This window comes from Bradyrhizobium sp. PMVTL-01 (assembly GCF_051861855.1).
In the GTDB taxonomy this organism is placed as follows: domain Bacteria; phylum Pseudomonadota; class Alphaproteobacteria; order Rhizobiales; family Xanthobacteraceae; genus Bradyrhizobium.
This window is the reverse complement of the sequence record NZ_CP193982.1, coordinates 5,737,222-5,762,037: the sequence shown is the minus strand read 5'-3', so window position 1 is coordinate 5,762,037 and position 24,816 is coordinate 5,737,222. Positions and strand designations below refer to the sequence as shown.

Sequence of the window (24,816 nt, the reverse complement as noted above, 5' to 3'; positions counted from 1 at the left end):
CGGCGATGCGGACATTCAGCGACCGCCTGCGTGGCATTCACGCCGCCACGATCGTGCCGATGACGGCCGATTTCGCGGTGGATGAGGCGCAGCTCGCGGCGCATATCGCTTCGGTCGCGTCCACGCCCGGCATCAAGGGGCTGTTGGTCAACGGTCACGCCGGTGAGAATTTTGTGCTGTCGCTGGCCGAGAAGCGGCGGGTGGTGGAACTGGCGCGCCGGCACGCCCCGAAGGACTGCCTGATCGTCTCCGGGGTCAACCATGAATCGAGCCTGGAAGCCGCGCGCGAGGCTGCCGCATCGGAGCAGGCCGGCGCGGACGGGCTGCTGGTGTTTCCGCCCAACAGCTGGGCGCTCGGCCATGCCGATGAGTGCGTGATCGAGCATCACGGCCGCATTCGCGATGCCACGACGGTGCCGCTGATGCTCTACGCTGCGCCCGTCGGCGCCGGAGCCATGGCTTATGCGCCACCGCAGCTTGAACTGCTCCTGGCCGATCCTCGCTTCGTTGCGATCAAGGAGGGCAGCTGGGAGGTTGCGACGTACGAACAGAATCTCAGGTTGATCCGCAAGGTGCGGCCGGACTTCGTCGTGCTCGGCTCCGGCGACGAACATCTGCTGACCAGCTATCTCATCGGCTCGGCCGGCAGCCAGGTCAGCCTTGCCTGCGTCGCGCCGGAGCTTGTCGTCAGCCTCTGGACTGCGGCGGAAGCCGGCGATTGGGAGCGGGCGCGCGCCGCGCACGAAAAGCTCTATCCGCTGGCGGTCGCGATCTACCGCGATGCGCCGGGAGGACGCGCGACCGTGCGTCTGAAAGCCTGCCTGAAGCTGCTCGGGCGTCTGTCATGCGACGCGGCGCGACCGCCGCAGCCGGCGGCGACGCCAGCAGAGCTTCACGGGCTCGAACTGGCCTTGCGAACCGCCGGCTATGGGTAACGCTTCGGCTTCAGCCAGCGCTTACTGTTCGTACAATAAAGCGAGGCTGAGCCGACCGCGGTGCATAGCTCATAGGCACGGAGGTCTCCGGCAGCGCCGGTCGATCGCCTGCAAATTAGACAGAGGATGTCGAGTTGCTCCCATTGCAGTGCAGCAGATGCTACGATTTGCGCGGAGAAATCCGTGGTGCGCTGCACTTTTCCCGCGTGGAGCCGTCCGCGCTTGCGTGCTCTCCGCGCAAGCAGAGCTGCACCAAATCGTGCACCTGGTGGCGCGGCGCGCGGCGTCGCTCGTGCGTAAGTCCTGTGGTTTGCGACAACGCTGGGCCTATCCCGCGCCCATCACTCTGTCGCACGCTCCCGGTCGGTGGCATCACAGGGGATGCATGATGAGCGATCTCGGTTTGGTATTGGTCTGCGATGGACGGCAAGGACTCGGCGTCCGGCTCGGACGTCACGCGTAGCTGACCCCTGCACATGAGCTCTTCCGAACATCACTGGGAGGTCGGCACCGATATCGGTGGTACCTTCACCGATATCATCGCGATCCGGCGCGACTCCGCCGAGGCGCGGATCGCCAAGGTGCCGTCGCGCCCCGACGCGCCCGCGCAGGCGATGCTGGAGGCCATCGAGGCGGTGGGCTTGCGCAAGAGCGAGGTCAAGCGCTTCGTCCACGGCACCACGCGCGTCACCAACGCCATTGTCGAGGGGCGGTTGCCGAAAGTGGCGCTGGTCGCGACCGAGGGCTTTGCCGATGTGCTGGAGATCGCGCGCTATCGCCGCCGCGATCTCTACCGGCTCGACATTCCGCCGAAATCGCCGCCGCTGGTGCCGCCCGAACGATGCTTTGGGCTCGCCGAGCGCATCGATCACGAAGGCGGGGTGCTGAAGGCGCTGGACGAAGCGGAGATCGAGCGTCTGGTGGCTTGGCTGAAAGAGACCGGCGTGCAAAGCGTGGCCGTGGCCTTGCTTCACGCCTATGCCAATCCTGTGCATGAAAAGATGCTGGGCGAGCGTCTCAGGGGTGTCGTCGCCCACGTCTCGCTCTCCCACGAGGTCGATCCCGAGGCGCGCGAATACGAGCGGACCTCGGCCACGGTGTTCAATGCGGCGGCGATGCCGATCGCCGTGGAGTATCTCAGCGAGCTCGAACAGCGGCTGCCGATCGGGCCCGGCCTGCAGGTGTTTCATTCCGCCGGCGCCATGATCCCGATTTCCGCCGTGAAGCGGCGGCCGCTGGTGATGGCGATGTCGGGGCCGGCAGCCGGCGTCTCGGCATCGGTGAGCATCGCGCGCCAGCTCGGCGCCTCGCGCATGCTGACCTTCGACATGGGCGGCACCACGACGGACGTCTGCCTGATCGTGGACGGCCAGGCCGAGATGGCGGACGGCCGCATGCTCGGCGACAAGCCGCTGCGCCAGCCGATGCTGGCGGTTCATTCCATCGGCGCCGGCGGCGGCTCGATCGTCCGCAACGGTCCCGGCGGCCTCACAGTCGGGCCCGAGAGTGCCGGCTCCGAGCCGGGGCCGGCCTGCTACGGCCGCGGCGGCACGGAGCCGACCATCACCGATGCCAACGCCGTGCTCGGCTATCTCAATCCCGAAACGAAGCTTGGCGACCGTATCGGGATCGACGTCGAATCCGCCAAGCGCGTCATTGAGCCGATCGCGCAGGCGCTGAGCCTCAGCCTGACCGAAACGGCGCTCGGCATCATCAAGGTCGCCAACGCGACCATGGCCCGCGCGCTCCGCCGCGTCACGGTCGAACGCGGCATCGACGGGCGCGACTGCACGCTGCTCGCTTTCGGCGGCGGCGGCCCGATGCATGCCGCGGGTCTCGCCGATCTCTACGGGATTGCGCAGGTGGTGGTCCCGAGCGCGTCGAGTGCGTTCTCCGCGCTGGGCTGCCTCACGGCCGATTTCAGTTTCCTCCAGCAGCAGACGCTGCGCGCCGCCCTCGACGGCATCGATCTCGCGCGCGTGTCGGAGCGGATCACCGCGCTGATTGACGATGCCTCCGCGCCGCTGATCGCCAATGGCGTTGCGGCGGCGGAGATCCAGGTCGAGCTGGTAGCCTTGATGCGCTACGCCGCGCAGAACGATGCCATCCCGGTATCCTTCACGCTGCCGCTCGACGTCGCACAGTTGAAGAAGGACTTCCTGGCGCGGCACCATGAGCTGTTCGGCTATGCGACCGGCGAGCCATGCGTCATCGAGTCCGTGCGGGTGCAGGCCCGCCGCCCGTCGACGACCGTCGTCAGCCGGCCGGCGACGGCGGCGAGGGCGGCCTCGTCCGGCAAGCGGACCTGCGCGTTCGATGGTTTCCACGAGATCGCGACAGCGATCGTCGACCGCGCCTCGCTGGTGGAGACCGTCAGCGGCCCGGCCATCATCGAAGACGCGTGGTCGACGGTGGTGGTGCCGCCGGGCTGGCAGGCGAAGCCAGACGAGGCCGGCAATCTGTTCCTGACACGGAGGGCGGCATGAAGCTCGATCCGTTCGTCGTCGAAGTCATCAGGCATGGGCTCTCCGCCGCGGCCGAAGAGATGAGCCTGGTGATGACGCGCTCGGCGCGCTCGCCGCTGCTGCGCGAAGCGGGCGATCTCTCGTCCGCGATCACCGACGGCCATGGCGGGCTGGTCGGGCAGGGCCGCGACATTCCGATCCATCTCGGTGCGATGGCTTACACCATCCCTGAATTGCTGAAGGTGATGCCGCGCGAAAACCTGAACGACGGCGACGTTGTGATCTACAATGTCGGTGCGCTCGGCGGCAACCATCTCAACGACGTCAAGGTCGTGCGGCCAGTCTTCGTCGAGGGTGAGATCGTCGCGTTCGCGATCAGCCTCGCGCACTGGCCCGACATCGGTGGCACCTGGCCCGGCAGCTATTTCGCAAAAGCCGTCGACACCTTCCAGGAGGCGATGCGAATTCCGCCGGTGCTGATCGCAACCTCGGCCGGCGTCAACACCCCGATCGTGCAGCTGCTCAAGGCCAACGTCCGCGACCCCGAGTCCTGCGAGGGCGATCTCCTGGCGCAGATCGCGGCGACCAAGGCCGGTGAGAAGCGCATCGTCGAGCTCTGCCGCGAGCACGGCAAGGCAGTCTTCATGGCGACGCAGTCGCGCCTGCACGATCTCTCGGAGATCGAGATGCGGGAAGCGCTTCGCGCGCTGCCTGATGGCGTCTACGAGGGCGAAGACCATCTCGACGACGGCAGCGCGAACAACGCGCCGGCGCGGATCCACGTCAAGATCACGATTCGCGGCGACGAGGCGACGTTCGATCTGTCCGGAAGCTGCGACCGCGTCTCGAATTTCTGCAACACGACGCCGTTCATGGCGCGCTCGGCGGTCGCCTACGCCGCACGCATCATGAGCGGGCGCGACATGAACCAGAACGCCGGCGCGCTCCGGCCTCTGACCATCATCACGCGCCCGGGCTCGATCCTGGAGCCGGGCTGGAACGCTTCCGTTGCCGCCGGCAACCACGAGACGTCGATGCGCATCGTCGATGCGATCTTTCGCGCGATGCAGGACACGATTCCGGAGCGCCTGTCCGCGGGCGGCGCGACCACCGCGGGCGTGCTGTTCTTCGCCGAGCCGCGGCCGAACGGGTCCTGGAAGATGCTGTACGAGGTCCATGGCGGCGGCGAAGGCGCGCGGCACGATCGCGCCGGCACCTCGGCGACGCGGGTGCATCTGTCCAACACCTCGAACACGCCGGTCGAGGTGATCGAGGCGAATTACGCGATCCGGCTCGAGCAGCAGGCCATTCGCCGGAATTCCGGCGGCGCGGGCGCGCATCGCGGCGGTGACGGCTCGGTCCGCACCTACCGCATCCTCGCGCCCTCGATGCATCTCACCACCTGCATCGAGCGTATGGTGATGGCGCCCTGGGGCATGCAGGGCGGCGAGTCCGGCAAGGCCTGCCGCATCTCGCTGGTCAGGCAAGGCGCGAACGTCGCGATCGACGGCAAGTCGAACCTGGTGTTGCAGCAAGGCGATCTCGTCACGATCGAGATGTGCGGCGGCGGCGGTTACGGCCCCGCGGCGGCGAAGTGAGGGGATCCGCGATGAGCAGATTGTTGCGAACCGGTTTGAATGCGGGCGATAGCGCGCCGATGGCCGTGGTCGGCGGCGAGGGCGTCTACTTTCACCTGTCCGATGGCCGCAAGCTGATCGACGGCAGCAACACCGGCGGCGGTCTCGGCCATCGTCACCCCGCGATGGTCGAGGCGATCCGCCGTGCAGCCGACACGCCCGTCGTCAACGAGGGGTGGACCTGGGTCGGCCGCGAACAGGCCGCCGACGATCTGATGGCGACGGCCTTCAAGGGCGAAGAGGACTGGGTCGGCGCGGTGCGCTTCTGCATCAGCGGCAGCGAAGCCAACGACATGGCGCTGTCGCTCTGCCAGGCGCTGACGCAGCGTTCCGCGCTGGCGACGCGCGAGCGCGCCTATCACGGCATCACCGGCCTGTCGCGCAGCATGACGGTGCAGCCGCAATGGCACGGTGGCCTTGCGGTGCACGCGGGCGGCTCAAAACTGCCGGCGCCGATGGCGCCGGTGCGGATCCTGCCGGCGCCGGATGGCGCGATCTATGGCGGGCCGGCCAACAACACCCCGCCGAGCGAATATCTCGCCGATGCCACGCGGCTGCTGTCGGACACCGCGGCAACCATCATCGACTACACGCAAGGCGGCATCTACTACGACGCCGTCTATCAGGACGAGGTGGCGCGCTGTGCGCGGCAAGCCGGCTCGTACTGGATCGCGGACGAGGTCGTCACCGGCGCAGGTCGCGCGGGCCGCTGGTTCGCCTTCCAGGGCGCGCAGAGCCGCCCCGATATCGTGACGCTGGGAAAGTCGCTCGGCGGCGGCGCGGCGGCGGTGGCCGCGGTCGTGGTATCCAAGGACATCGTCGAGCGGCTCAAGGGCACGAGCTGGCAGAACTACGGCACTCTGCGCGGTCATCCCATCAGCATGGCCGCCGTCAGCGCATACTTGAAGGTCGTTAGTGACGACGGGATTCTGGAGCACGTGCAAAACGTGGAGAAGCTGTTCGCCCGCCGCCTGCTGGCGATCGCGCAAAAGCATCCGAGCGTGCAGCGCGTGGCCGGGCAGGGGCTGCACTGGACGGTGGAGCTGCACGGTCCGGACTGGCGTACCTGGCATGCCGACACCACCGAGGTGCCGATCGCCTCGCGCGTCGCGGAGCGGGCGCTGGAGGCCGGCGCGGTGATCGGCACCAGCGGCGAGCAGACTTCGCTTTTCCTGGCACCGCCGCTGGTGATCTCCGAGTGCGAGGCGGACCTTCTTCTGGATGCGCTCGACCATGGCCTCGACATTGCCGATGCGGAGCACGGCTGATGCGCGCTATGCAATGCACACCATGCCGCCTCGCTGGTGCCCGGCTGGAAATTCCGGGCCATGCTGCGTTAAGCTGCGTGCGCCGACACGCTCCTGAAACTGCGATCCCCAATCTCGTCAAGAAACTCAAGAAATCAGGAACTCGCTGATGCGTATCGTCAATGTCGCCGCCGCCCAGATGGGCCCGATCCAGAAAGCCGACAGCCGCGAGGCCGTGGTCAAGCGCATGATTGCGCTGATGGACGAGGCCAAGAGCAAGAGTGCCGACCTCATCGTCTATCCCGAGCTGGCGCTGACGACGTTCTTCCCGCGCTGGTATGTCGAGGATCGCGCCGAGTTCGACATCTGGTTCGAGCGCGAGATGCCGTACGCGGCGACGAGGCCGTTGTTCGAACGCGCGGCGCAGCACGGGATGGCGATGAATTTCGGCTATGCCGAGCTGACGCCGGACGGCCACCATTTCAACACCGCGATCCTGACCAACAAGGCCGGCAAGATCGTCGGCAAATACCGCAAGGTCCATCTCCCGGGCCATGTCGACTACGATACCAGGCGCTCGCACCAGCACCTGGAGAAGCGCTATTTCGAGCCGGGCGATCTCGGCTTCAAGGTCTGGCGCGAGCTCGGCGGCATCATCGGCATGGCGATCTGCAACGATCGCCGCTGGCCCGAGACCTATCGCGTGATGGGCCTGCAGGGCGTCGAGATGGTGCTGATCGGCTACAACACGCCGTCCGTGAATGCGGAGAAGAGCGAGGAGGGCGTCGAGAAGCGCCTGTTCCACAACCGCCTCTCGGTGCAGGCCGGCGCCTATCAGAACGCGACCTGGGTCGTCGCGGTCGCCAAGGCCGGCGTCGAGGATGGTCACCCGCTGTTCGGCGGCAGCCTGATCGTCGATCCCGATGGCGAGATCGTCGCCGAAGCCAGGACCGAGGACGACGAGGTTCTGGTTCACGCCTGCGACCTCGATGCGACCACCTTCGGCAAGACCACGATCTTCGATTTCGCCCGGCACCGCCGCATCGAGCATTACGGCCTGATCACCAGTCAGACCGGCGCGGTGCCGCCGCCGGAGAAGTGACGCCGATGGCGGACAAAGGCATCTCCCTGCGTGAGCTCGACCCACGCGATCGCTACAAGCTGCTCTGCGGCGTGGTGGTGCCGCGGCCGATCGCGCTGGTGACGACGCTGGACGAGAATGGTGCCGTCAATGCCGCACCGTTCAGCTTCTTCAACGTGTTCTCGGAAAGCCCGGCGTTGATCGTGCTCGGGCTCCAGCACAAGCCGGATCACTCGCCGAAGGACACGACCCGCAACATCCGTCGCGACGGCGAGTTCGTGGTGCACATGGTGGACGAGGCGCTGTCGGTCGCGATGAACGACTGCGCCGTCGATTTTCCCTCCGGCGACAGCGAGGTCGCCGCGACCGGGCTGGCGACGCTTCCCTCGGTCGATGTAAAGGTGCCGCGCCTTGCTGCTGCGCCCTTTGCGCTGGAGTGCCGGCGTCATGTCGTGCTGAACTTCTCGCCGGACCGCGAGCTCCTGGTCGGCGAGGTGCTCCGGGTGCACGCCCGCGAGGGTCTCGTCGATGAAGCCAATATGTACGTCGATCTCGACGCCTACCGTCCGATCGGCCGCATGTTCGGCAACCTCTACACCACGCAGCGGGACACGTTTGCGCTTGTCCGCGAGAGCCATGCGCAATGGCTCGCGCGCCAGGACGCCAAAGAGCTGAAGGACGCCTAGTGGGCCGAGAACTGCACCGTACCCAGCGCCATGGTGACGGCCGCCTGTGTCGGGTCGATCACGGGAATGCGCAGCGCCTCTTCGAGCGGGCGGCGGTGGCGCGCCATGCCGGCACAGCCCATCACGATGGCGCGGGCGCCGTCCTCGTCGCGCAGCGCGCGGCCGATTTCGATCATCCTGGCGAGCGTGCCTTCGCCGGACGCCGTCTCGGCGACGCTCATGTTCAGCGGCCGCTCGCCGGCGAGGCGGTCGGTCAGGCCCATCTGCCTGAGATAGCGAATGTGACGCGGGATCGAGCGCTGGGCAATGGCGATAACACCGAAGGTCTCCGCGCGGGCCAGCGCCGTCAGCACGCCGCACTCGGCGATGCCGAACACGGGGCGGTCGGTGCCTTCGCGGCAGACCTGAAGCCCGGGATCGCTGTAGCAGGCGATCACGAAGGCGGCAAAACTGTTGTCGCTTTCGACCAGCTTTCGCAGCGGCATCGCAACGCTGTCGACGTCCGCCTGGCTTTCGATGCCGAACGGACCCTCGGCCAGCGTCTGGCAGACCACCTCCGGCCCGCCCTCGAGACCGAGCGGCTTCAGCGCGTCCTCCAGCCCCTGCGTAACCGCAGGATTGGAGTTCGGATTGATGACGAGAATGCGCGCCCGGGACATCATGGTCTTCCTGCGAAATTACGAGTACGTACCTCGAGCCTATCACGGAGTGCCTCATGACTGAACCCGCTTACGATCTGATCATCCGCGGCGGCCGCGTCGCCACCACCACCGACGTCTTCGAGGCCGACGTCGCCATATCAGGCGAGACCATCGCAGCGATCGGCCGCGGGCTTCCCCCCGCCAAGCGCGAGATCGACGCGCGCGGCAAGCTGGTGCTGCCCGGCGGCGTCGACAGCCACGCCCATATCGAGCAGCTATCGGCCGCCGGCATCATGAACGCCGACACGTTCGAGAGCGCGACGGTCTCTGCCGCGTTCGGCGGCACCACCACGGTGATCCCGTTCGCCGCCCAGCATGTCGGCATGAAGCTGCCGCAGGTGGTGGAGGACTATCACGCGCTGGCGAAGAAGGGCGCGGTGATCGACTACGCCTTTCACATGATCATCGCGGATGCGACCAGGGAGACGGTCGAGGAGCACGTTCCGGCGCTGGTGAAGCAGGGCCATGCCTCGATCAAGATCTTCATGACCTACGACCGGCTCAAGGTCGACGACGAGCCGCTGCTCGACATCCTGCTCGCCGCGCGCCAGTCGGGCGCGATGCTGTGCGCCCATGCCGAGAACCACGGCATCATCGCCTGGATGGTGAAGCGGCTGCTGTCACGCGGCTACACCTTGCCGAAATACCATGCCGTCAGCCACGCCCGCGTGTCGGAGGCGGAAGCCTTCACGCGGCTGATCGGCATGGCGGCGCTGATCGACCAGCCGATCATGATCTTCCACGTCTCGACCGCCGAAGGCGCCAAGGTGATCCGCGACTCGCGCGGACAGGGCTTGAAGGTCTTTGCGGAAACCTGTCCGCAATATCTGTTCCTGACCGCCAACGATCTCGACAAGCCCGGCGCCGAAGGCGCCAAGTGGATGTGCAGCCCGCCGCCGCGGACGCATGCCGACCAGGAGGCGCTGTGGCAGGCGCTCTCGCTGGGCGATCTCCAGACCATCTCGTCGGATCATGCCCCCTATCGCTACGACGAGACCGGCAAGCTGCGCGCCGGCCCCAATCCGAACTTCAAGCAGGTCGCGAACGGCCTGCCGGGACTAGAGCTGCGGCTGCCGCTGCTCTTCGATGCGATGGTCTCGAAGGGCCGCTTGGGCCTGGAGAAATTCGTCGAGCTCACCGCGACAGCGCCCGCAAAGATCTACAATCTGCATCCGCGCAAGGGCTCGATCGCCGTCGGTGCCGACGCCGACATCGCGATCTGGGATCCCGACCGCGAGACCGTGATTGCCGACGAGATGATGCACGATCTCGCCGGCTACACGCCGTTCGCGGGCCGCAAGCTGAAGGGCTGGCCGGTGTCGGTGCTCTCGCGCGGCCGCGTGATCGTCGAGGGCAACAAGTGTCTCGCAAGCGCGGGCAGCGGAAAATTCCTGGCGCGCAGCGGCGGCGAGGCGGCGAAGCCGACGGGCCGGCTGGTGGCGGACATGGATCCGGAACGGAATTTCGGGGCAAAACTGCTGTGATGTTGGATCGCGTGCGATGAAGATCGTCGTCTTCGGCGGCACCGGCTTTGTCGGCCTCAATCTTGCCGAGGTGCTGCTTGCGCGCGGCCATGAGGTGACGCTGTATGATCGTGCGCCGCTGCCTGCAGCTGCGCATCGATCCCTGGGCGAGTATCGCGAGCGGCTGAGGGTCGTTCAGGGCGACATCACCGACGCGGAAGGCATCGACACCCTCATTGCCGGGGGCTCCGACGCAATCGTGCTAGGCGCCGCGGTCACCGCTGGCGATGACCTCGAACGGGCATCGCCAGCGCGCGTTCTCGAGATCAACGTCATGGCCCAGATCCCGATCCTGCAAGCGGCGATCCGGCATGGTGTTCGCCGGGTCGTCAATCTGTCCTCCGCATCGGCCTATGGCGCTGCGGGCCGGCGGGCCCCGGCCCTGGAAGAGGAAACGCCCTGCGATCCCGTCTCGTTCTATGCCATCAGCAAGTTCACCTCGGAGCGATCGGTGGCGCGGCACGCCGAGCTTTTTGGCGGTGATTTCCTGAGCGTGCGCTTAAGTGCCGTCTTCGGTCCATGGGAGCGGCCCGGCTCGGTGCGCGATACGCCGAGCGTCGAGTTCCAGATTCTGGCCGCGTTCGCGCGCGGCGAACCGGCGCTCCTCCCTGCACCAGGCATCAAGGATTGGACCTACGCGCCGGACGCTGCCGAAGCGGTGGCGGTGCTGATCGAGGCCGAGCGGCCGCGCCACCGGCTCTACAACATCTCCAGCGGCACGGCCTGGTCTGCACTGCAATGGGGCGAGGCGTTTGCGGCCCTGCATCCCGGGCTGGAGTGCCGGCTTGCCTCTCCCGGAGAGAAGACTGTCATCAAGCTTCACGGCGGGGATCGTGCACCGATGTCGATCAAGCGGATGGCCGACGAGTTCGGCTGGCGCGCCCGGTTCGGCTGCGCGGAGTCGGCCGCTGCGATGAGCGCCTGGTGGATGCAGCACAAGGAGGGGATCTGACATGCGGCTGCAGGGGCGCACCGCCATCATCACCGGAGCGGGCTCGGGCATCGGCCGGGCCAGTGCCAAGCTGTTCGCGGAAGAGGGCGCGCGCCTTGCTCTGGTCGACCGTGATGCTGCTGGTCTTGAGGAAACGCTGAGCCTGGTCGGCGCGGCAACGACGCATGTCGGCGACGTCGGTGATGCCGCCTTCGCCGAAGTCGTTGTTAGCGACGTCGTGGCGCAGCATGGCCGGCTCGATATCCTCATGACCGCTGCCGGCTTCTCCGTCGGCGGTACGGTGCTGACCACGAGCGTGGAAGACTGGGACGCCGTGTTCCGCGCCAATGTCGGCGGCACCTGGCTGTGGGCACGGGCCGCCGTGCCTCACATGCAGCGGCAGAACAGCGGTTCGATCATCACGCTGGCGTCGCAGCTTGCGATGGCCGGCGGCAAGGGTAGCAGCGCCTACATCGCCGCCAAGGGCGCGATCATCAGCCTGACGCGGACGATGGCGGTGGACTTCGCCACCGACGGCATTCGCGTCAATGCGATTGCGCCCGGCGCGATCGATACGCCGATGCTTCGCCGCAGCTTTGCCCGTCACGCCAATTCAGAAGAAGTGCGCGAAGCCTCCCGCAACCGCCACGCCATGAAGCGGTTCGGTGCTGCGGAAGAGATCGCGCAGACGGCACTGCATCTCGCAAGCGATGCCTCTTCGTTCACGACCGGCACCGTCATGGTGGTCGACGGAGGCTGGCTCGCGTCATGAGTGACGGGCTGACCAAGCTTGAAGCGGACGTCCGCGCAGATCTGGCGATGATCGCGCATCCCGGCGCCGCGTGGCTCGAGCCGAAGACGGGGCCGGACGGCAAGCCCGCGCTGGACGTGCTCATCATCGGCGCCGGCCAGTCCGGCATCGCCATCGGCTTCGGCCTGATGCGCTCCCGCGTCAGCAACATCCTGCTGCTCGACAAGGCCGAGGAGGGGAAGGAGGGCCCGTGGCTCACCTATGCCCGCATGCCGACGCTGCGCAGCCCGAAGGACTACACCGGCCCGGATCTCGATATCCCCAGCCTGACCTACCAGTCCTGGCACGAGGCCCGCTTCGGCAAGGACAGCTGGCAACAGCTCGGCCTGATCGAGCGAGAGCATTGGGCCGAGTATCTGCTCTGGCTGCGGCGCACGATCGGCTTGCCGGTGCGCAACGCCTGCGAACTTCTGGAGATCGCGCCGGGGTCCGACGGCCTGCTCGCCGCGCGCGTGAAGCGGGCATGGGAAGTCGAGACCCTTTACGCCCGCAAGATCGTGCTGGCGACAGGGCAGGAGGGCATGGGCGGCTGGATGATCCCGCAGCAGCTGGCGCATCTGCCAGCGGGTTCGGTCGCAACCGTTGCCGACGACATCGCTTTCGAAAGCCTGCGCGGCAAGCGCGTCGCCGTGATCGGTGCCGGCGCATCCGCCTTCGACAATGCGGCAACCGCGCTGGAGGCGGGGGCCGCCGAGGTGCACCTGCTGTGCCGCCGCGCAGAGATCCAGGTGATCCAGCCCTATCGGTGGCTGACGTTTCGCGGGTTCCTGCGTCATCTCAGCGACCTCGACGACGCCTGGCGCTGGCGCTTCATGCGAAAAATCCTCGAAATGCGCGAGGGATTTCCGCAACCGACCTACGACCGCTGCGCGCGTCATGCCAACTTCACATTGCATGAGGGCGCTCCGGTCGAAGCGGCGCGGAAGACCGACCACGGCATTGCATTGCAGACGCCGCGCGGAACCATTACCACCGATTTCGTCATCTGCGGCACCGGCATCGACATGAACTTTGCCGGCCGAGGCGAGCTCTCCAATTTCGCCGGCAACATCGCCACCTGGGCCGACCGCTACCACCCGCCCGAGGACGAACGCAACGAACGGCTCGGGCGCTTTCCCTATCTCGCCGACGACTATGCCTTCACCGAGCGCGTGCCGGGAAAGACGCCCTGGATCGCCGACATCCATCTCTTTGCCATCGCCTCGACCATGAGCTTCGGTCCATCGGGATCATCGATCAACGCGATGACGACGGCGGTTCCGAAAATGATCCACGGCCTGACGCGCGGCCTGTTCCGCTCCGATATCGCGCGTCACTGGGCCTCGCTCGGCGCCTATGACGTGCCGCAGGCCGTGGTCACGCGGCCGGCGCGAAAAACCGAGGAAACGCTGTGATCATCCATGCGCCGCCGCGACGATGCGTCCTCAAAAACGCCCCATGAGACTGGCGCGCAACTTGCTTCTTTCTCAACCTGCCTTGCTGGCGTTCTCGTTCGAAATTCAGGGAAAAACCAATGCGTTTTGTGTCTTTCAGGCCGGCGACCTCAGTCCTTGCTGCCACTGCGCTGTTGCTCATCGCCACCGCGCCGTCGCAGGCGCAAACCAGGGCGGAGACATTGCGCTATGTGACGGGCGCATCCGTCAACACGCTCGACCCCAACATCCCCGGTTCGACCCGCGAGTCCTTCGCGCTGAGCATGAGCACCTATGACCGCCTGGTCGCGTTCGGCCGCAAGCAGCTCAATGGCAAATGGGTGTTCGATCTCGACACGATCACGGGCGAGCTCGCCGAATCCTACGAGGTCAGCCCCGACGGCCTGAAGCTCACCTTCCGCCTGCGCAAGGATGCAAAATTCCAGGACGGCTCGCCCGTCACGGCCGATGACGTCAAATGGTCGCTCGATCGCTGCGTCACCGCGCCGATCCTCGGCAAGGCGCAGCTGCTGACGGGCTCGTTGACGTCGGCCGATCAGTTCAAGGTGATCGATCCGCTCACCATCGAGGTGACGCTGCCAAAACCGGACAAGCTCGCGCTGCCGAACCTTGCCACTGTCTACCCGATGATCATCAACTCGAAAGTGGCAAAGGAGCACGCGACCGCTGACGATCCCTGGGCAACGGCCTGGCTGAAGGAGCACACTGCCGGCAGCGGCGCTTACGTGATCGAGAGCTTCAAGCCGGGCGAGCAGGTGATCGTCAAGCGCAACGAGGACTGGAACCGCGGCTCGGCCAGCAAGCCGGCCTTCTTCAAGCGCGTCATCGTGCAATCGGTGCCGGAGCCGGCCACCCGCGCCAACCTGGTCGAGCGCGGCGATGCCGATCTCGTGCTCGATCTCCAGGCCAGCGACGTGCAGTCGCTGGAAGCCAAGGGCAAGCTCAAGGTGATCTCGACGCCGCAGTACAATTCGATCACCTTCGTCTCGATGAACAACCAGATCCCGCCGTTCGACAACGTCAATGTCCGGCGCGCCATCGCTTACGCGCTGCCCTATGACGATATGTTCAAGGCCGCCTTGTTCGGCCGCGGTTCGCCGCTGTTCGGCGCGAACTGGCCAGACGGCAAGCCGGCAACCGGAATCTACCCCTTCCAGCAGCCGGTGAAGCTCGACCTCGACAAGGCGAGGGAATATCTGAAGGCCGCAGGTCTCCCCGAGGGCTTCTCGACCACATTCAGCTTCAACGTCGGCCAGGCCTCGACGGCGGAGCCGATGGCGGCTCTGGTCAAGGAATCGCTCGGCAAGATCGGGATCAAGGTCGATATCCAGAAGCTGCCGGATGCGCAGATGTCGACGCAGATCAACGAGAAGAAGCTTCCCTTCTACACCGAAGGCATCGTCGCCTGGCTGCCGTCGACCGATTACTTCTACCGCAACTTCTACACCGGCAATCAGCGCTGGAACTACTCTTCGATCAACAACCCGGATCTTGCCGCGATTGCGCAGGAAGCCCGCTTCGAGCCTGACAAGGCCAAGTACGAGGAAGCCGGCCGCAAGCTCAACGCGATGCACTTTGACCTGATGCCGCAGATCATGCTGTGGCAGCCGAACCAGGACGCCGTCATGGCGCCGTCGATCGAAGGCTACACCTATGAGTTCCATCGCCAGGTCGACTATCGCGACGTCAGCCGCAAGTGATATCGGAAAGCGAGGGAGGCTCTGAAAGGTGACGACCGGTCTTGGCGCAACCATGGTGCGGGCGGGCAGGCGGCTGTTGTCGTCGCTGCCGGCGCTGTTCGGTGTGCTCGTCTTCACCTTTCTTTTGATGCGCGTCCTGCCGGGGGATCCCGCAGTGTTCTTCGCCTCGGGGCCCAATGCGGGCAAGGAGGAGATCGAGCTGATCCGCAAGCAGATGGGGCTCGATAAATCGGTGCCGGAGCAACTCGTGTTCTATCTCTCCGACATCGGTCACGGCAATCTCGGCCGCTCCATGATGACGGGCCAGCCGGTGCTGAAGGATCTGCGCGAGCGCCTGCCGGCCTCCCTGGAGCTCACCTTCACCGCGCTGCTGATCGCGCTGATTGCGGCGGTGCCGCTCGGCGTCATCGCGGCGCTGCGGCCGGGGTCGATCATCGATCACGGCGTGCGGCTGTTCTGCGCGCTCGGCGTCTGCGTGCCGACCTTCGTCTCGGGCCTGCTCTTGATCTACGTCTTCTACTATCTGCTCGGGCTGGCGCCTGATCCCACGGGGCGGATCGACGTCTTCACCTCGCTGCCGCCGCAGCGCACCGGCTTTCTCTCCATCGACTTCCTGCTTGCCGGCGACTTCGAGGGCTGGTGGGCGGCCTGCAAGCAGCTGATCCTGCCGGCGGTGAGCATGGCGCTGTTCGTGATCGCGCCGCTGGCGCGGATCACGCGCGCCTCGATGCTGGTGTCGCTCGGCAGCGATTTCGTGCGCACCGCGCGCTCGGTCGGATTGTCCTGGCGCAAGGTTGTCGTCACCTATGCGCTGCGGAATGCGATCCTGCCCGTCATCACCATCGCCGGCATCGTGTTCTCGACCATGCTGGGTGCCAACGTGCTGGTGGAGAAGGTGTTCTCCTGGCCGGGCGTGGCCTCCTACGCGCTCGATGCGCTGCTGTCGTCCGACTATGCGCCGGTGCAGGGTTTCGTGCTGCTGATGGCGAGCCTGTTCGTGCTGGTCAATCTCGTGGTCGACATCTGCTACGGCATCGCCGATCCCAGGGTGTCGATCGAATGACCAGCGCAACCCTTCGCCACTCGGTCTGGATCCTGCGCGGCAACCCGCTCACGGCGGTGGCTGCGGCCGGGGTGACGGTGTTCGTCCTGCTCGCGATCTTCGGCCCCTGGATCGTGCCCTATGATCCCGTGGTCTCCAACGTTTCGGAGGCCCTGCAGCCGCCGAGCGCGGCGCATCTCGCCGGCACCGACCAGCTCGGCCGCGACGTGTTCAGCCGTCTCATCGTCGCGGCACGGCTCGATCTCGCCATTGCGGTCTCCGCAGTCGGGATCTCCTTCCTGATCGGCGCCGTCGTCGGCTCGTTCTGCGGTTATGCCGGCGGCAAGCTGGACCGCGCCGTCGGCCGCTTCGTCGACGTGATGATGGCCTTTCCGCTGTTCGTGCTGGCGATGGCCATGGTCGCAGCGCTGGGCAACCGGATCGAGAACATCGTGGTCGCAACCGCGATCATCAATCTTCCCTTCTACATCCGCTTCGCTCGCGCCGAGGTGAATGTGCGTCGCAATGTCGGGTGGGTCGAGGCCGCGCGCGCATGCGGCGAGAGCCATTTCTCGGTGGTGCTGCGCTTCCTGCTGCCGAACATCCTGCCGGCGATGGCGGTGCAGATCTCGCTCAATCTCGGTTGGGCCATTCTCAATGCCGCAGGCCTGTCCTTCATCGGCCTCGGCGTCAAGCCGCCAACGCCGGAATGGGGCATCATGGTCGCGGAGGGCGCGCGTTTCATCTCGACCGGGCGGTGGTGGCTGGTCGCCTTTCCGGGCCTTGCGCTGATGATGGCCGTGCTGTGCTTCAATCTGCTCGGGGACGGGATGCGGGACATTCTCGATCCCCGGATGCGCACATGAGCGAGGAACTGCTCAGGATCGAGGACCTCCACGTCTCGTTCTCGACGCGGCGTGGCATGGTCGAGGCCGTGCGCGGCGTTTCGCTCAACCTTGGGGCCGGCGAGATGCTCGGCCTCGTCGGCGAGAGCGGCTCGGGCAAGTCGGTGACCGGCTTTGCGACGACGCGGCTGCTCGATGCCGCCGGCCGCGTCACCGCCGGAAAAATCCTGTTCCGCGGGCAGGACGTGACGAAGCTTGGGGGAGACGACCTCCGTCATCTCCAGGGCGCCGCGATGTCGATGATCTTCCAGAACCCGCGGTCGGCGCTGAACCCGATCCGCGCGATCGGCCTGCAGATCGCGGACGCGATCCTCACCCACAAGCGGATATCGAAGGACGCGGCGCGGGCCGAGGCGCTCGAATTGTTGCGGGCCGTCCAGATCCGTGATCCCGAGGCGCGGATGAATGCCTATCCGCACGAGCTTTCGGGGGGCATGTGCCAGCGCGTCATGATCGCGATCGCGATCTCCTGCAATCCCGCGCTCCTGATCGCGGACGAGCCGACCACCGGCCTCGACGTCACCACCCAGAAGGTGGTGATGGATCTCCTCGCGGACATCGCCGCCGCGCGTGGCATGGCGACGATCCTGATCACGCACGACCTCGGCCTCGCGGCCCGCTATTGCCGCCGCATCGCCGTGATGGAGCGCGGCCGCATCGTCGAGGAGGCGAGCCCGAGGACTCTCTTCAGCGCGCCGCAGCACGCCTATACGAAGCGCCTGGTTGCGGCGTCGCCGACCGCGACGTCCCGGATCGAGGATCTCGTGACGGAGGAGGAGCGGGAGCGTTACGCGACTGTCCTCAGCGCGCCGAGGCGGGAGCCCGCACCCGGCACGCCGCCGCTGCTCGAAGTGCGCAAGCTGGCAAAACGTTTCGACCAGGGCTCCGCGGCGGTTGCCGATTTCTCGATGACGATGGCCGGCGGCGAGAGTGTCGGTCTCGTCGGCGAGTCCGGTTCCGGCAAGAGCACGACGTCCCGCATGATCTGCCGTCTGATCGATCCGAGCGATGGGGACATCGTGTTCGACGGACAGTCGATCGGGCATGTCGCCTCGCGCGACTTTCACCGTTCGCCCTTGCGCAAAGACATCCAGATGGTGTTCCAGGACCCGAACGAGAGCCTCAATCCGCGCTTCACTGCCTTCGATTGCATCGCCCATCCCTTGATGCGGCTCGAGGGCCTGCGGGCGGGCGATGCGTTGCGGCGGCGGGTCGAGGAATGCGCCGAGCGCGTCGGGCTGCCGCTCGATCTCTTGGCGCGCTTTCCGCACCAGCTCTCCGGCGGTCAGAAGGCCCGCGTCGGCATTGCCCGTGCCATCGCCTGCAGGCCGCGCCTGCTCGTGCTGGACGAGCCGACCGCTGCGCTCGACGTCTCGGTGCAGGCGGTTGTGCTGCAGCTGCTCGATCGCCTCAGGCGCGAAAACGACATTGCGCTGCTGTTCGTCAGCCACGATCTCAACGTCGTGCGCATGCTGTGCGACCGCACCATCGTGCTGCGCAATGGCGGCATCGTGGAGCAGGGGGAGAGCCGGGCGCTGTTCGATAATCCGAAGACCGACTACACCCGCAAGCTGGTCGAGGCGATCCCGCATATCGAGACCGGCGCGGTGCTGGCGGCTGCTCTTTAAGGCCGGCCAAGTCAACGTGGGCCGGTCAAGATGAGATCCCGCTGGCGAAGGCGCATTTAGTGGCATACCATTTGCTTGCAATTGGGCTCGGTTTCACTTGCCCTTGGCCAATGAACAGCTGGCATCGGGCACTATCGGGAGGACTTCATGGATCGCAGGACGGTATTGAAGGGACTGGCTGGCGCGGGCGGTCTGGCATTGACGGGCGGCCTCTCGGCCCCGGCGATCGCCCAGGGCGCGGCGGCCCGCACCCTGCGATTCGTGCCGCAGGCCAATCTCGCCAATTTCGACCCGATCTGGGGCACGCAATACGTCGTGCGCAACGCGGCCGCGATGGTCTGGGACACGCTCTACGGCATCGATTCCTCGTTTCAGCCGCAGCGGCAGATGGTCGAGTCCGAGGAAGTGACGGACGACGGTACGACCTGGACGTTCAAGCTGCGCCCGGGCCTCAAATTCCACGACGGCGAGCCGGTGCTGAGCAAGGACGTCGTGGCGAGCCTCACCCGCTGGGCGGCGCGCGATCCGATGGGCCTGATGATCAAGGCCCTCCAGCAGGAGCTGACGGCCGTCGACGACCGTACCTTCAAATGGGTGCTGAAGCAGCCTTACCCGAAGATGCTCTACGCGCTGGGCAAGAACAATTCGCCATGCGCCTTCATCATGCCCGAGCGCATCGCGCAGACCGATCCGTTCAAGCAGATCTCTGAATATGTCGGCTCCGGTCCGCTGAAGTTCGCCAAGAGCGAGTGGGTCCCCGGCGCCAAGGCCGTGTTCGAGAAATTCGCGGACTATTCGCCGCGGCAGGAGAAGCCGTCCTGGCTCGCCGGCGGCAAGCAGGTGATGATCGATCGGATCGAGTGGGTGATCATGCCCGATCCGGCAACCGCAGCAGCCGCGTTGCAGAACGGCGAGATCGACTGGTGGGAGAATCCGATCGCGGATCTCGTTCCGGTTCTGAAGAAGAACAAGAACATCAACGTCGATATCGGCGATCCGCTCGGCAATGTCGGCTCGTTCCGCATGAACTTCCTCCATCCGCCCTTCAACGACGTCAAGGCGCGGCGTGCGGTGCTGATGGCGCTGAGCCAGGAAGACTACATGCGCGCGATCGTCGGCGACGACAATTCGCTGTGGAAGCCGCTGCCCGGCTACTTCACGCCGGATACGCCGCTCTACACCGAGGTGGGTGGCGAGATTCTGAAGGGCAAGCGCGATCTGGACGCCGCCAAGAAGCTGCTCGCGGAGAGCGGCTATTCCGGCCAGCCGGTGACGTGTCTCGTCGCACAGGATCAGCCGATCACGAAGGCGATGGGCGACGTGACCGCCGACCTGCTCAAGAAGCTCGGCATGAATGTCGACTTCGTCGCGACCGATTGGGGCACGGTCGGCTCCCGCCGCGCGCAGAAGACACCGCCCGGACAGGGCGGCTGGAACATGTTCCACACCTGGCATGCGGGCGCCGATTGCGTCAATCCGGCTCCCTACACCGCCATTCGCGCCAATGGCGACAAGGCCTGGTTCGGCTGGCCGACCAGCGCGGCGACCGAAAAGGAGGTCACGTCGTGGTTCGAGGCCAAGAACCTCGACGAGGAGAAGGCCGCCATCGGCCGTCTCAACAAGGCGGCGCTGGATGACGTCGTGTACGCGCCGACCGGCTTCTTCCTGAGCTACACCGCGTGGCGCAAGAACGTCTCCGGCGTGACCAAGGGGCCGTTGCCCTGGTTCTGGGGCGTGTCGAAGTCCGCTTGATCGTGCGCTGAGGCCAGATGCTCTCCTACATCCTCCGTCGCATCGTCGCGACCTTGCCGGTCATGGCAATCGTCGCGCTGTTCGTGTTCAGCCTGCTTTACATTGCGCCGGGTGATCCGGCCGTGGTGATCGCGGGCGATCAGGCAAGCCCGGAGGATGTGGAACGCATCCGCCAGAGCCTCGGCCTCGACCGGCCCTTCCTGATCCAGTTCGGAAGCTGGGTCTGGCGCATCCTGCACGGCGATCTCGGCACCTCGATTTTCACCAATCTGCCGGTCTCGGCGATGATCGGGCAGCGTCTCGGACCGACGCTGTCGCTGATGATCGTCACGCTGCTGCTCACGATCGTGGTGGCGGTGCCGCTCGGCGTGGTGGCTGCGTGGAAGGCCGGCAGCCTGATCGACCGGATCATCATGGGCTTTGCCGTATTCGGCTTCTCGCTGCCCGTCTTCGTGGTCGGCTACATGCTCGCCTACATCTTCGCGCTGGAACTCGAATGGCTTCCGGTGCAGGGCTATACGCCGCTCACACAAGGCTTCTGGCCGTGGCTGGAGAACCTGATCCTGCCCGCGGTCGCGCTCGGCTGCGTCTACATCGCGCTGGTCGCGCGCATCACCCGCGCCGCCATGCTCGAAGTCCTTCAGCAGGACTACATCCGCACTGCCAAGGCCAAGGGCCTCGGGCAGGGCGGCATCCTGTTCATTCATGCGCTGAAGAACGCTGCGGTGCCGATCGTGACCGTGATCGGGATCGGCATCGCGCTGCTGATCGGCGGCGCGGTCGTCACCGAGAGCGTGTTCGCGATTCCCGGCCTCGGCCGGCTCACGATCGACGCGATCCTGCGACGCGACTATCCGGTCATCCAGGGCATCGTGCTGCTGTTCAGCTTCGTCTACGTCCTCGTCAATCTGATGATCGACGTCACCTATACGCTCGTTGACCCGAGGATCCGCTATTGACCGACACCACCGTCAACCCGCAATCGCTTCCGGCCGGCCTCGTCCTTGCACCGCAACTGCCGGACATCCTACGGCCGGTCAAGATCCGGCGCGGCTTCATCGGCCTGTTGCGCGGCCATCCGACGGTCGCGATCGGCGGCGCGCTGCTGCTGACCCTGGTGCTGATCGCGATCTTCGCGTCCTATCTCGGCACGGTCGACCCGACCGCGCTTGCGCCCGCCAAGCGGACGCGGGCGCCGTCGGGCGATTTCTGGTTCGGCACCGACGTGCTCGGCCGCGACATCTATTCACGCGTGCTGTTTGGCGCGCGGGTCTCGCTCACGGTCGGCCTGTCGGTCGCGATCTTCGCATCCGCGGCGGGGCTCGCGATCGGCATGATCTCGGGTTTCATCCGCTGGGCCGACGGCATCCTGATGCGCTTCATGGATGGCCTGATGTCGATACCGCCGATCCTGCTGGCGATCGCGCTGATGGCCTTGACGCGCGGCAGCGTCGGCAACGTGGTCCTCGCGATCACCATCGCCGAGATCCCGCGCGTCTCGCGCCTCGTGCGCAGCGTCGTGCTGTCGCTGCGCGAGCAGCCCTATGTGGACGCGGCGGTCGCCTGCGGCACGCGCACGCCGATGATCATCCTGCGCCACATCCTGCCCAACACGGTTGCGCCGATGCTGGTGCAGGCGACCTATATCTGCGCCAGCGCCATGATCACCGAGGCCATCCTGTCCTTCATCGGCGCCGGCACGCCGCCCACGATTCCGTCCTGGGGTAACATCATGGCCGAAGGCCGCGCGCTGTGGCAGGTCAAGCCCTACATCGTGTTCTTCCCGGCGGCGTTCCTGTCCGTCACCGTGCTCGCCGTGAATCTGCTCGGCGACGGCCTTCGCGATGCGCTCGATCCGCGCATGGCCAAGAGCCTGTGAGAGTGCGGGGCTGATCACAATGGCATTGCTCGAAGTCGAGAACCTCCAGACCCATTTCCGCACCCCCGGCGGCATCAACCGCGCGGTGGACGGCGTGTCCTTCCATGTCAACGAGGGCGAGACGCTCGCCATCGTCGGCGAGTCCGGTTGCGGCAAGTCGGTGACCTCGATGTCGCTGATGCGGCTGGTCCCGGAGCCGCCGGGCCGGATCGCAGGCAGCATCCGCTTTGCCGGCAAGGATCTCCTGAAGCTGTCGGACCGCGAGATGCGCGCGATCCGCGGCAACGACATCTCGATGATCTTCCAGGAGCCGATGACCAGCCTCAATCCGGTGCTGACCGTCGGCCGCCAGATCCGCGAGACCTTGATGATCCATCAGGGCCTCGACAACCAGGCCGCCGAGGCGCACGCGATCGAGATGCTGACGCTGGTCGGCATTCCCGAGCCGAAGCGGCGCGTGCGCGAATATCCGCACCAGCTCTCCGGCGGCATGCGCCAGCGCGTGATGATCGCGGTGGCGCTGGCCTGCAATCCAAAACTCCTGATCGCGGACGAGCCGACCACGGCGCTCGACGTGACCATTCAGGCGCAGATCCTCAAGCTGATGCTGGATCTCAAGCGCCGGGTCGGCGCCGCCATCATCCTGATCACCCACGATCTCGGCGTCGTCGCCGAGATCGCCGAGCGCGTCATGGTGATGTATGCCGGCCGCAAGGTCGAGGAGGCGCCGGTCGCCGAGCTGTTCCGCTCGCCGCGCCATCCCTATACGCAGGGCCTGCTCGGCGCGGTGCCCAAGCTCGGCTCCTCGCTCGCCGGCACGGCGACACGCCTCGCCGAGATTCCGGGGCAGGTGCCTGATCTGCGCAAGCCGATCACCGGCTGCGTCTTTGCCGGGCGCTGCGCGCTCGCGACCGATCTCTGCCGCCAACATGCGCCGGGGCTGGAAGAGAAGGGCCCGCGCCACATCGCGGCCTGTCACTACGCTGCCAAGGGAGCGATCGCGGCATGAGTCCTCCGCTGCTCCAGGTCAACGACCTCAAGAAGCATTTTCCGATCAACAAGGGCCTGTTCAACCGCAAGTCCGAATTCGTCTATGCCGTTGACGGCGTGTCGTTCGAGATCGCGCGCGGCGAGACCTTGTCGCTTGTCGGCGAGTCCGGCTGCGGCAAGTCGACGGTCGGCCGCGCCATCCTGCGCCTGTTCGAGATCACCTCGGGCCAGGTCATCCTCGACGGTCAGCGCATCGACGATGCGCATCCGAGCACGATGCGCCAGATGCGCCGCCGCGTGCAGGTGGTGTTCCAGGACCCGTTCTCCAGCCTCAACCCGCGCATGCGCGTGCGCGATATCCTGGCCGAGCCGATCCGCAATTTCGGCCTCGCCAAGTCCAAGGAAGATCTCGAGGTTCGCGTCACGGAGCTGATGGATACCGTGCGCCTGCCGCGCGAGGCCTTGAACCGCCGGCCGCATGAATTCTCCGGCGGCCAGCGCCAGCGCATCGGCATCGCGCGGGCGCTCGCGGCCGAGCCAGAGCTGATCGTGTGCGACGAGGCGGTCTCGGCGCTCGACGTCTCGGTCAAGGCGCAGGTCGTCAATCTGCTCCAGGACCTGCAGCAGAAATTCGGCCTGGCGCTGCTGTTCATCAGCCATGACCTCGCCATCGTCGAGCACATGACCCATCGCGTCGCGGTGATGTATCTCGGCAAGATCGTCGAGGTGGCGCCGCGTCGCGAGATCTTTGCCGCGCCGAGGCATCCCTACACCAAGGCGCTGCTCTCGGCGGTGCCGCTGCCCGAGCCCGGCGCCCAGCGCAATCCGATCATCCTCGGCGGCGACGTGCCGAGCCCGATCAATCCGCCGAAGGGATGCCGTTTCCACACCCGCTGCCCGTTCGTGTTCGACCGCTGCCGGACCGAGGAGCCGATGCTCCGCGCCGCCGGAGACGAGCAATGGGTGGCGTGTCACCTCGATGCGTTGCCGGCGGGATGAGACCCGGCGGCGCCACCAAGGCTGGAATGAGTCTTGGTTGAAACGATGCGCACCCCGGACTCGATTCGCGGCTTCAGGTCGATCGCGGCGAGCGGCCCGATGTTGCGGATGTCGACGACGAGAGGGAGATCGCGCAGGCCATCCGCGTGGTTCTCCCACACCGGCGCGAGGCGGCAGGCGCGCTCGAACAGGCCGGAATCCTGGTACACATCGAGCGCGGCAAGACTCGCCGCGCAGGCCAGCGGATGCGCCGAATAGGTGTAGCCGTGGAACAGCCCGATCGCGTTGTCCGGCCCCTGCATCAGCGCGTCATGGACCTTGCCGCTGACGATGACGCCGCCCATCGGCACGGCGGCATTGGTCATGCCCCCCGCGGCATGCGGGATTTCGCCAGCACGCAGTGAATGCCCTTGTTGCCGTCGGCCAGCTGCGTCACGCCGCAGCGCAGCTCGATAGCCAGGACGGACGCGC

21 protein-coding genes are annotated in these 24,816 nt (G+C 66.3%); 19 read left to right on the top strand and 2 right to left on the bottom strand.

Annotated features, from left to right (window positions below; all coding sequences use genetic code 11):
- The first annotated feature begins 5 nt into the window (after positions 1 to 5).
- From ACRQ5Q_RS28015 to ACRQ5Q_RS27990, 6 genes are all read left to right on the top strand, one after another.
- Positions 6 to 935: a dihydrodipicolinate synthase family protein gene (locus tag ACRQ5Q_RS28015; protein WP_439393153.1), complete on the top strand. Its 930-nt coding sequence runs from the start codon at positions 6 to 8 to the stop codon at positions 933 to 935.
- A gap of 476 nt (positions 936 to 1,411) precedes the next feature.
- Positions 1,412 to 3,421 carry a hydantoinase/oxoprolinase family protein gene (locus ACRQ5Q_RS28010; RefSeq protein WP_439393151.1) on the top strand — a complete coding sequence of 670 codons (2,010 nt, stop codon included), beginning with the start codon at positions 1,412 to 1,414 and terminating at the stop codon, positions 3,419 to 3,421.
- Positions 3,418 to 4,998, top strand: coding sequence for a hydantoinase B/oxoprolinase family protein (locus tag ACRQ5Q_RS28005; protein WP_439393149.1), 1,581 nt, complete (start codon positions 3,418 to 3,420; stop codon positions 4,996 to 4,998). Before ACRQ5Q_RS28010 ends, ACRQ5Q_RS28005 begins: the two co-directional genes overlap by 4 nt.
- A gap of 11 nt (positions 4,999 to 5,009) precedes the next feature.
- Entirely contained in the window at positions 5,010 to 6,305 is a 1,296-nt protein-coding gene (locus ACRQ5Q_RS28000; protein WP_439374478.1) for an aminotransferase class III-fold pyridoxal phosphate-dependent enzyme, read from the top strand.
- 148 nt (positions 6,306 to 6,453) lie between these two features.
- Positions 6,454 to 7,386, top strand: a complete 933-nt coding sequence (locus ACRQ5Q_RS27995; RefSeq protein WP_439393147.1) for an N-carbamoyl-D-amino-acid hydrolase — start codon at positions 6,454 to 6,456, stop codon at positions 7,384 to 7,386.
- Between the two features lie 5 nt (positions 7,387 to 7,391).
- Positions 7,392 to 8,051 carry a flavin reductase family protein gene (locus ACRQ5Q_RS27990; protein ID WP_439374480.1) on the top strand — a complete coding sequence of 220 codons (660 nt, stop codon included), beginning with the start codon at positions 7,392 to 7,394 and terminating at the stop codon, positions 8,049 to 8,051.
- Here ACRQ5Q_RS27990 and ACRQ5Q_RS27985 read toward each other — a convergent pair.
- Complete coding sequence (locus tag ACRQ5Q_RS27985) at positions 8,048 to 8,710, bottom strand: aspartate/glutamate racemase family protein (RefSeq protein WP_439399888.1); 663 nt, start codon at positions 8,708 to 8,710, stop codon at positions 8,048 to 8,050. The genes ACRQ5Q_RS27990 and ACRQ5Q_RS27985 overlap by 4 nt on opposite strands.
- Before the next feature lie 56 nt (positions 8,711 to 8,766).
- Between ACRQ5Q_RS27985 and hydA the strand changes: the two genes are divergently transcribed.
- From hydA to ACRQ5Q_RS27920, 13 genes are all read left to right on the top strand, one after another.
- Positions 8,767 to 10,236 carry a dihydropyrimidinase gene (hydA, locus tag ACRQ5Q_RS27980; RefSeq protein ID WP_439374481.1) on the top strand — a complete coding sequence of 490 codons (1,470 nt, stop codon included), beginning with the start codon at positions 8,767 to 8,769 and terminating at the stop codon, positions 10,234 to 10,236.
- Between the two features lie 16 nt (positions 10,237 to 10,252).
- Entirely contained in the window at positions 10,253 to 11,227 is a 975-nt protein-coding gene (locus ACRQ5Q_RS27975) for an NAD-dependent epimerase/dehydratase family protein (RefSeq protein ID WP_439393145.1), read from the top strand.
- Between the two features lies 1 nt (position 11,228).
- Positions 11,229 to 11,978, top strand: coding sequence for an SDR family oxidoreductase (locus tag ACRQ5Q_RS27970; RefSeq protein ID WP_439393143.1), 750 nt, complete (start codon positions 11,229 to 11,231; stop codon positions 11,976 to 11,978).
- Complete coding sequence (locus tag ACRQ5Q_RS27965; protein WP_439393141.1) at positions 11,975 to 13,411, top strand: NAD(P)-binding domain-containing protein; 1,437 nt, start codon at positions 11,975 to 11,977, stop codon at positions 13,409 to 13,411. The genes ACRQ5Q_RS27970 and ACRQ5Q_RS27965 overlap by 4 nt, the downstream gene beginning before the upstream one ends.
- Before the next feature lie 119 nt (positions 13,412 to 13,530).
- Positions 13,531 to 15,150 (top strand): ABC transporter substrate-binding protein, encoded by a 1,620-nt coding sequence (locus tag ACRQ5Q_RS27960; RefSeq protein ID WP_439393140.1) that lies wholly within the window; start codon positions 13,531 to 13,533, stop codon positions 15,148 to 15,150.
- Positions 15,151 to 15,178: 28 nt separating this feature from the next.
- Positions 15,179 to 16,213, top strand: coding sequence for an ABC transporter permease (locus tag ACRQ5Q_RS27955; protein WP_439374486.1), 1,035 nt, complete (start codon positions 15,179 to 15,181; stop codon positions 16,211 to 16,213).
- The gene (locus tag ACRQ5Q_RS27950) at positions 16,210 to 17,058 is read left to right on the top strand and encodes an ABC transporter permease (protein ID WP_439393138.1); all 849 of its coding nucleotides are present in this window, start codon (positions 16,210 to 16,212) and stop codon (positions 17,056 to 17,058) included. Before ACRQ5Q_RS27955 ends, ACRQ5Q_RS27950 begins: the two co-directional genes overlap by 4 nt.
- Positions 17,055 to 18,725, top strand: coding sequence for a nickel ABC transporter ATP-binding protein NikE (nikE, locus tag ACRQ5Q_RS27945; protein ID WP_439393137.1), 1,671 nt, complete (start codon positions 17,055 to 17,057; stop codon positions 18,723 to 18,725). The genes ACRQ5Q_RS27950 and nikE overlap by 4 nt, the downstream gene beginning before the upstream one ends.
- A gap of 147 nt (positions 18,726 to 18,872) precedes the next feature.
- Positions 18,873 to 20,477: an ABC transporter substrate-binding protein gene (locus tag ACRQ5Q_RS27940; RefSeq protein ID WP_439374488.1), complete on the top strand. Its 1,605-nt coding sequence runs from the start codon at positions 18,873 to 18,875 to the stop codon at positions 20,475 to 20,477.
- 17 nt (positions 20,478 to 20,494) lie between these two features.
- A complete protein-coding gene (locus tag ACRQ5Q_RS27935) occupies positions 20,495 to 21,436 on the top strand; it encodes an ABC transporter permease (protein WP_439374489.1) in 942 nt (313 codons plus the stop codon).
- Positions 21,433 to 22,356, top strand: coding sequence for an ABC transporter permease (locus ACRQ5Q_RS27930; protein ID WP_439393135.1), 924 nt, complete (start codon positions 21,433 to 21,435; stop codon positions 22,354 to 22,356). Before ACRQ5Q_RS27935 ends, ACRQ5Q_RS27930 begins: the two co-directional genes overlap by 4 nt.
- A 19-nt stretch (positions 22,357 to 22,375) precedes the next feature.
- A complete protein-coding gene (locus ACRQ5Q_RS27925; protein WP_439374491.1) occupies positions 22,376 to 23,365 on the top strand; it encodes an ABC transporter ATP-binding protein in 990 nt (329 codons plus the stop codon).
- The gene (locus tag ACRQ5Q_RS27920) at positions 23,362 to 24,345 is read left to right on the top strand and encodes an ABC transporter ATP-binding protein (RefSeq protein WP_439393133.1); all 984 of its coding nucleotides are present in this window, start codon (positions 23,362 to 23,364) and stop codon (positions 24,343 to 24,345) included. Before ACRQ5Q_RS27925 ends, ACRQ5Q_RS27920 begins: the two co-directional genes overlap by 4 nt.
- On the opposite strand, the gene ACRQ5Q_RS27915 is transcribed toward ACRQ5Q_RS27920, so the two are convergent.
- Positions 24,318 to 24,689: an aminotransferase class III-fold pyridoxal phosphate-dependent enzyme gene (locus ACRQ5Q_RS27915; protein WP_439399887.1), complete on the bottom strand. Its 372-nt coding sequence runs from the start codon at positions 24,687 to 24,689 to the stop codon at positions 24,318 to 24,320. The genes ACRQ5Q_RS27920 and ACRQ5Q_RS27915 overlap by 28 nt on opposite strands.
- Positions 24,690 to 24,816 lie beyond the last annotated feature (127 nt).

Bases quoted from the DNA above. Each gene is read 5' to 3' on its own strand.
- hydA (WP_439374481.1), top strand. From the start codon at position 8,767: ATGACTGAACCCGCTTACGATCTGATCATCCGCGGCGGCCGCGTCGCC.
- ACRQ5Q_RS27920 (WP_439393133.1), top strand. From the start codon at position 23,362: ATGAGTCCTCCGCTGCTCCAGGTCAACGACCTCAAGAAGCATTTTCCG.
- ACRQ5Q_RS28005 (WP_439393149.1), top strand. From the start codon at position 3,418: ATGAAGCTCGATCCGTTCGTCGTCGAAGTCATCAGGCATGGGCTCTCC.
- ACRQ5Q_RS27970 (WP_439393143.1), top strand. From the start codon at position 11,229: ATGCGGCTGCAGGGGCGCACCGCCATCATCACCGGAGCGGGCTCGGGC.
- ACRQ5Q_RS27950 (WP_439393138.1), top strand. From the start codon at position 16,210: ATGACCAGCGCAACCCTTCGCCACTCGGTCTGGATCCTGCGCGGCAAC.
- ACRQ5Q_RS27940 (WP_439374488.1), top strand. From the start codon at position 18,873: ATGGATCGCAGGACGGTATTGAAGGGACTGGCTGGCGCGGGCGGTCTG.
- ACRQ5Q_RS27960 (WP_439393140.1), top strand. From the start codon at position 13,531: ATGCGTTTTGTGTCTTTCAGGCCGGCGACCTCAGTCCTTGCTGCCACT.
- ACRQ5Q_RS27935 (WP_439374489.1), top strand. From the start codon at position 20,495: ATGCTCTCCTACATCCTCCGTCGCATCGTCGCGACCTTGCCGGTCATG.
- ACRQ5Q_RS27995 (WP_439393147.1), top strand. From the start codon at position 6,454: ATGCGTATCGTCAATGTCGCCGCCGCCCAGATGGGCCCGATCCAGAAA.
- ACRQ5Q_RS27925 (WP_439374491.1), top strand. From the start codon at position 22,376: ATGGCATTGCTCGAAGTCGAGAACCTCCAGACCCATTTCCGCACCCCC.
- nikE (WP_439393137.1), top strand. From the start codon at position 17,055: ATGAGCGAGGAACTGCTCAGGATCGAGGACCTCCACGTCTCGTTCTCG.
- ACRQ5Q_RS27990 (WP_439374480.1), top strand. From the start codon at position 7,392: ATGGCGGACAAAGGCATCTCCCTGCGTGAGCTCGACCCACGCGATCGC.
- ACRQ5Q_RS27975 (WP_439393145.1), top strand. From the start codon at position 10,253: ATGAAGATCGTCGTCTTCGGCGGCACCGGCTTTGTCGGCCTCAATCTT.
- ACRQ5Q_RS28015 (WP_439393153.1), top strand. From the start codon at position 6: ATGCGGACATTCAGCGACCGCCTGCGTGGCATTCACGCCGCCACGATC.
- ACRQ5Q_RS27915 (WP_439399887.1), bottom strand. From the start codon at position 24,689: ATGGGCGGCGTCATCGTCAGCGGCAAGGTCCATGACGCGCTGATGCAG.
- ACRQ5Q_RS27985 (WP_439399888.1), bottom strand. From the start codon at position 8,710: ATGTCCCGGGCGCGCATTCTCGTCATCAATCCGAACTCCAATCCTGCG.
- ACRQ5Q_RS28000 (WP_439374478.1), top strand. From the start codon at position 5,010: ATGAGCAGATTGTTGCGAACCGGTTTGAATGCGGGCGATAGCGCGCCG.
- ACRQ5Q_RS28010 (WP_439393151.1), top strand. From the start codon at position 1,412: ATGAGCTCTTCCGAACATCACTGGGAGGTCGGCACCGATATCGGTGGT.
- ACRQ5Q_RS27965 (WP_439393141.1), top strand. From the start codon at position 11,975: ATGAGTGACGGGCTGACCAAGCTTGAAGCGGACGTCCGCGCAGATCTG.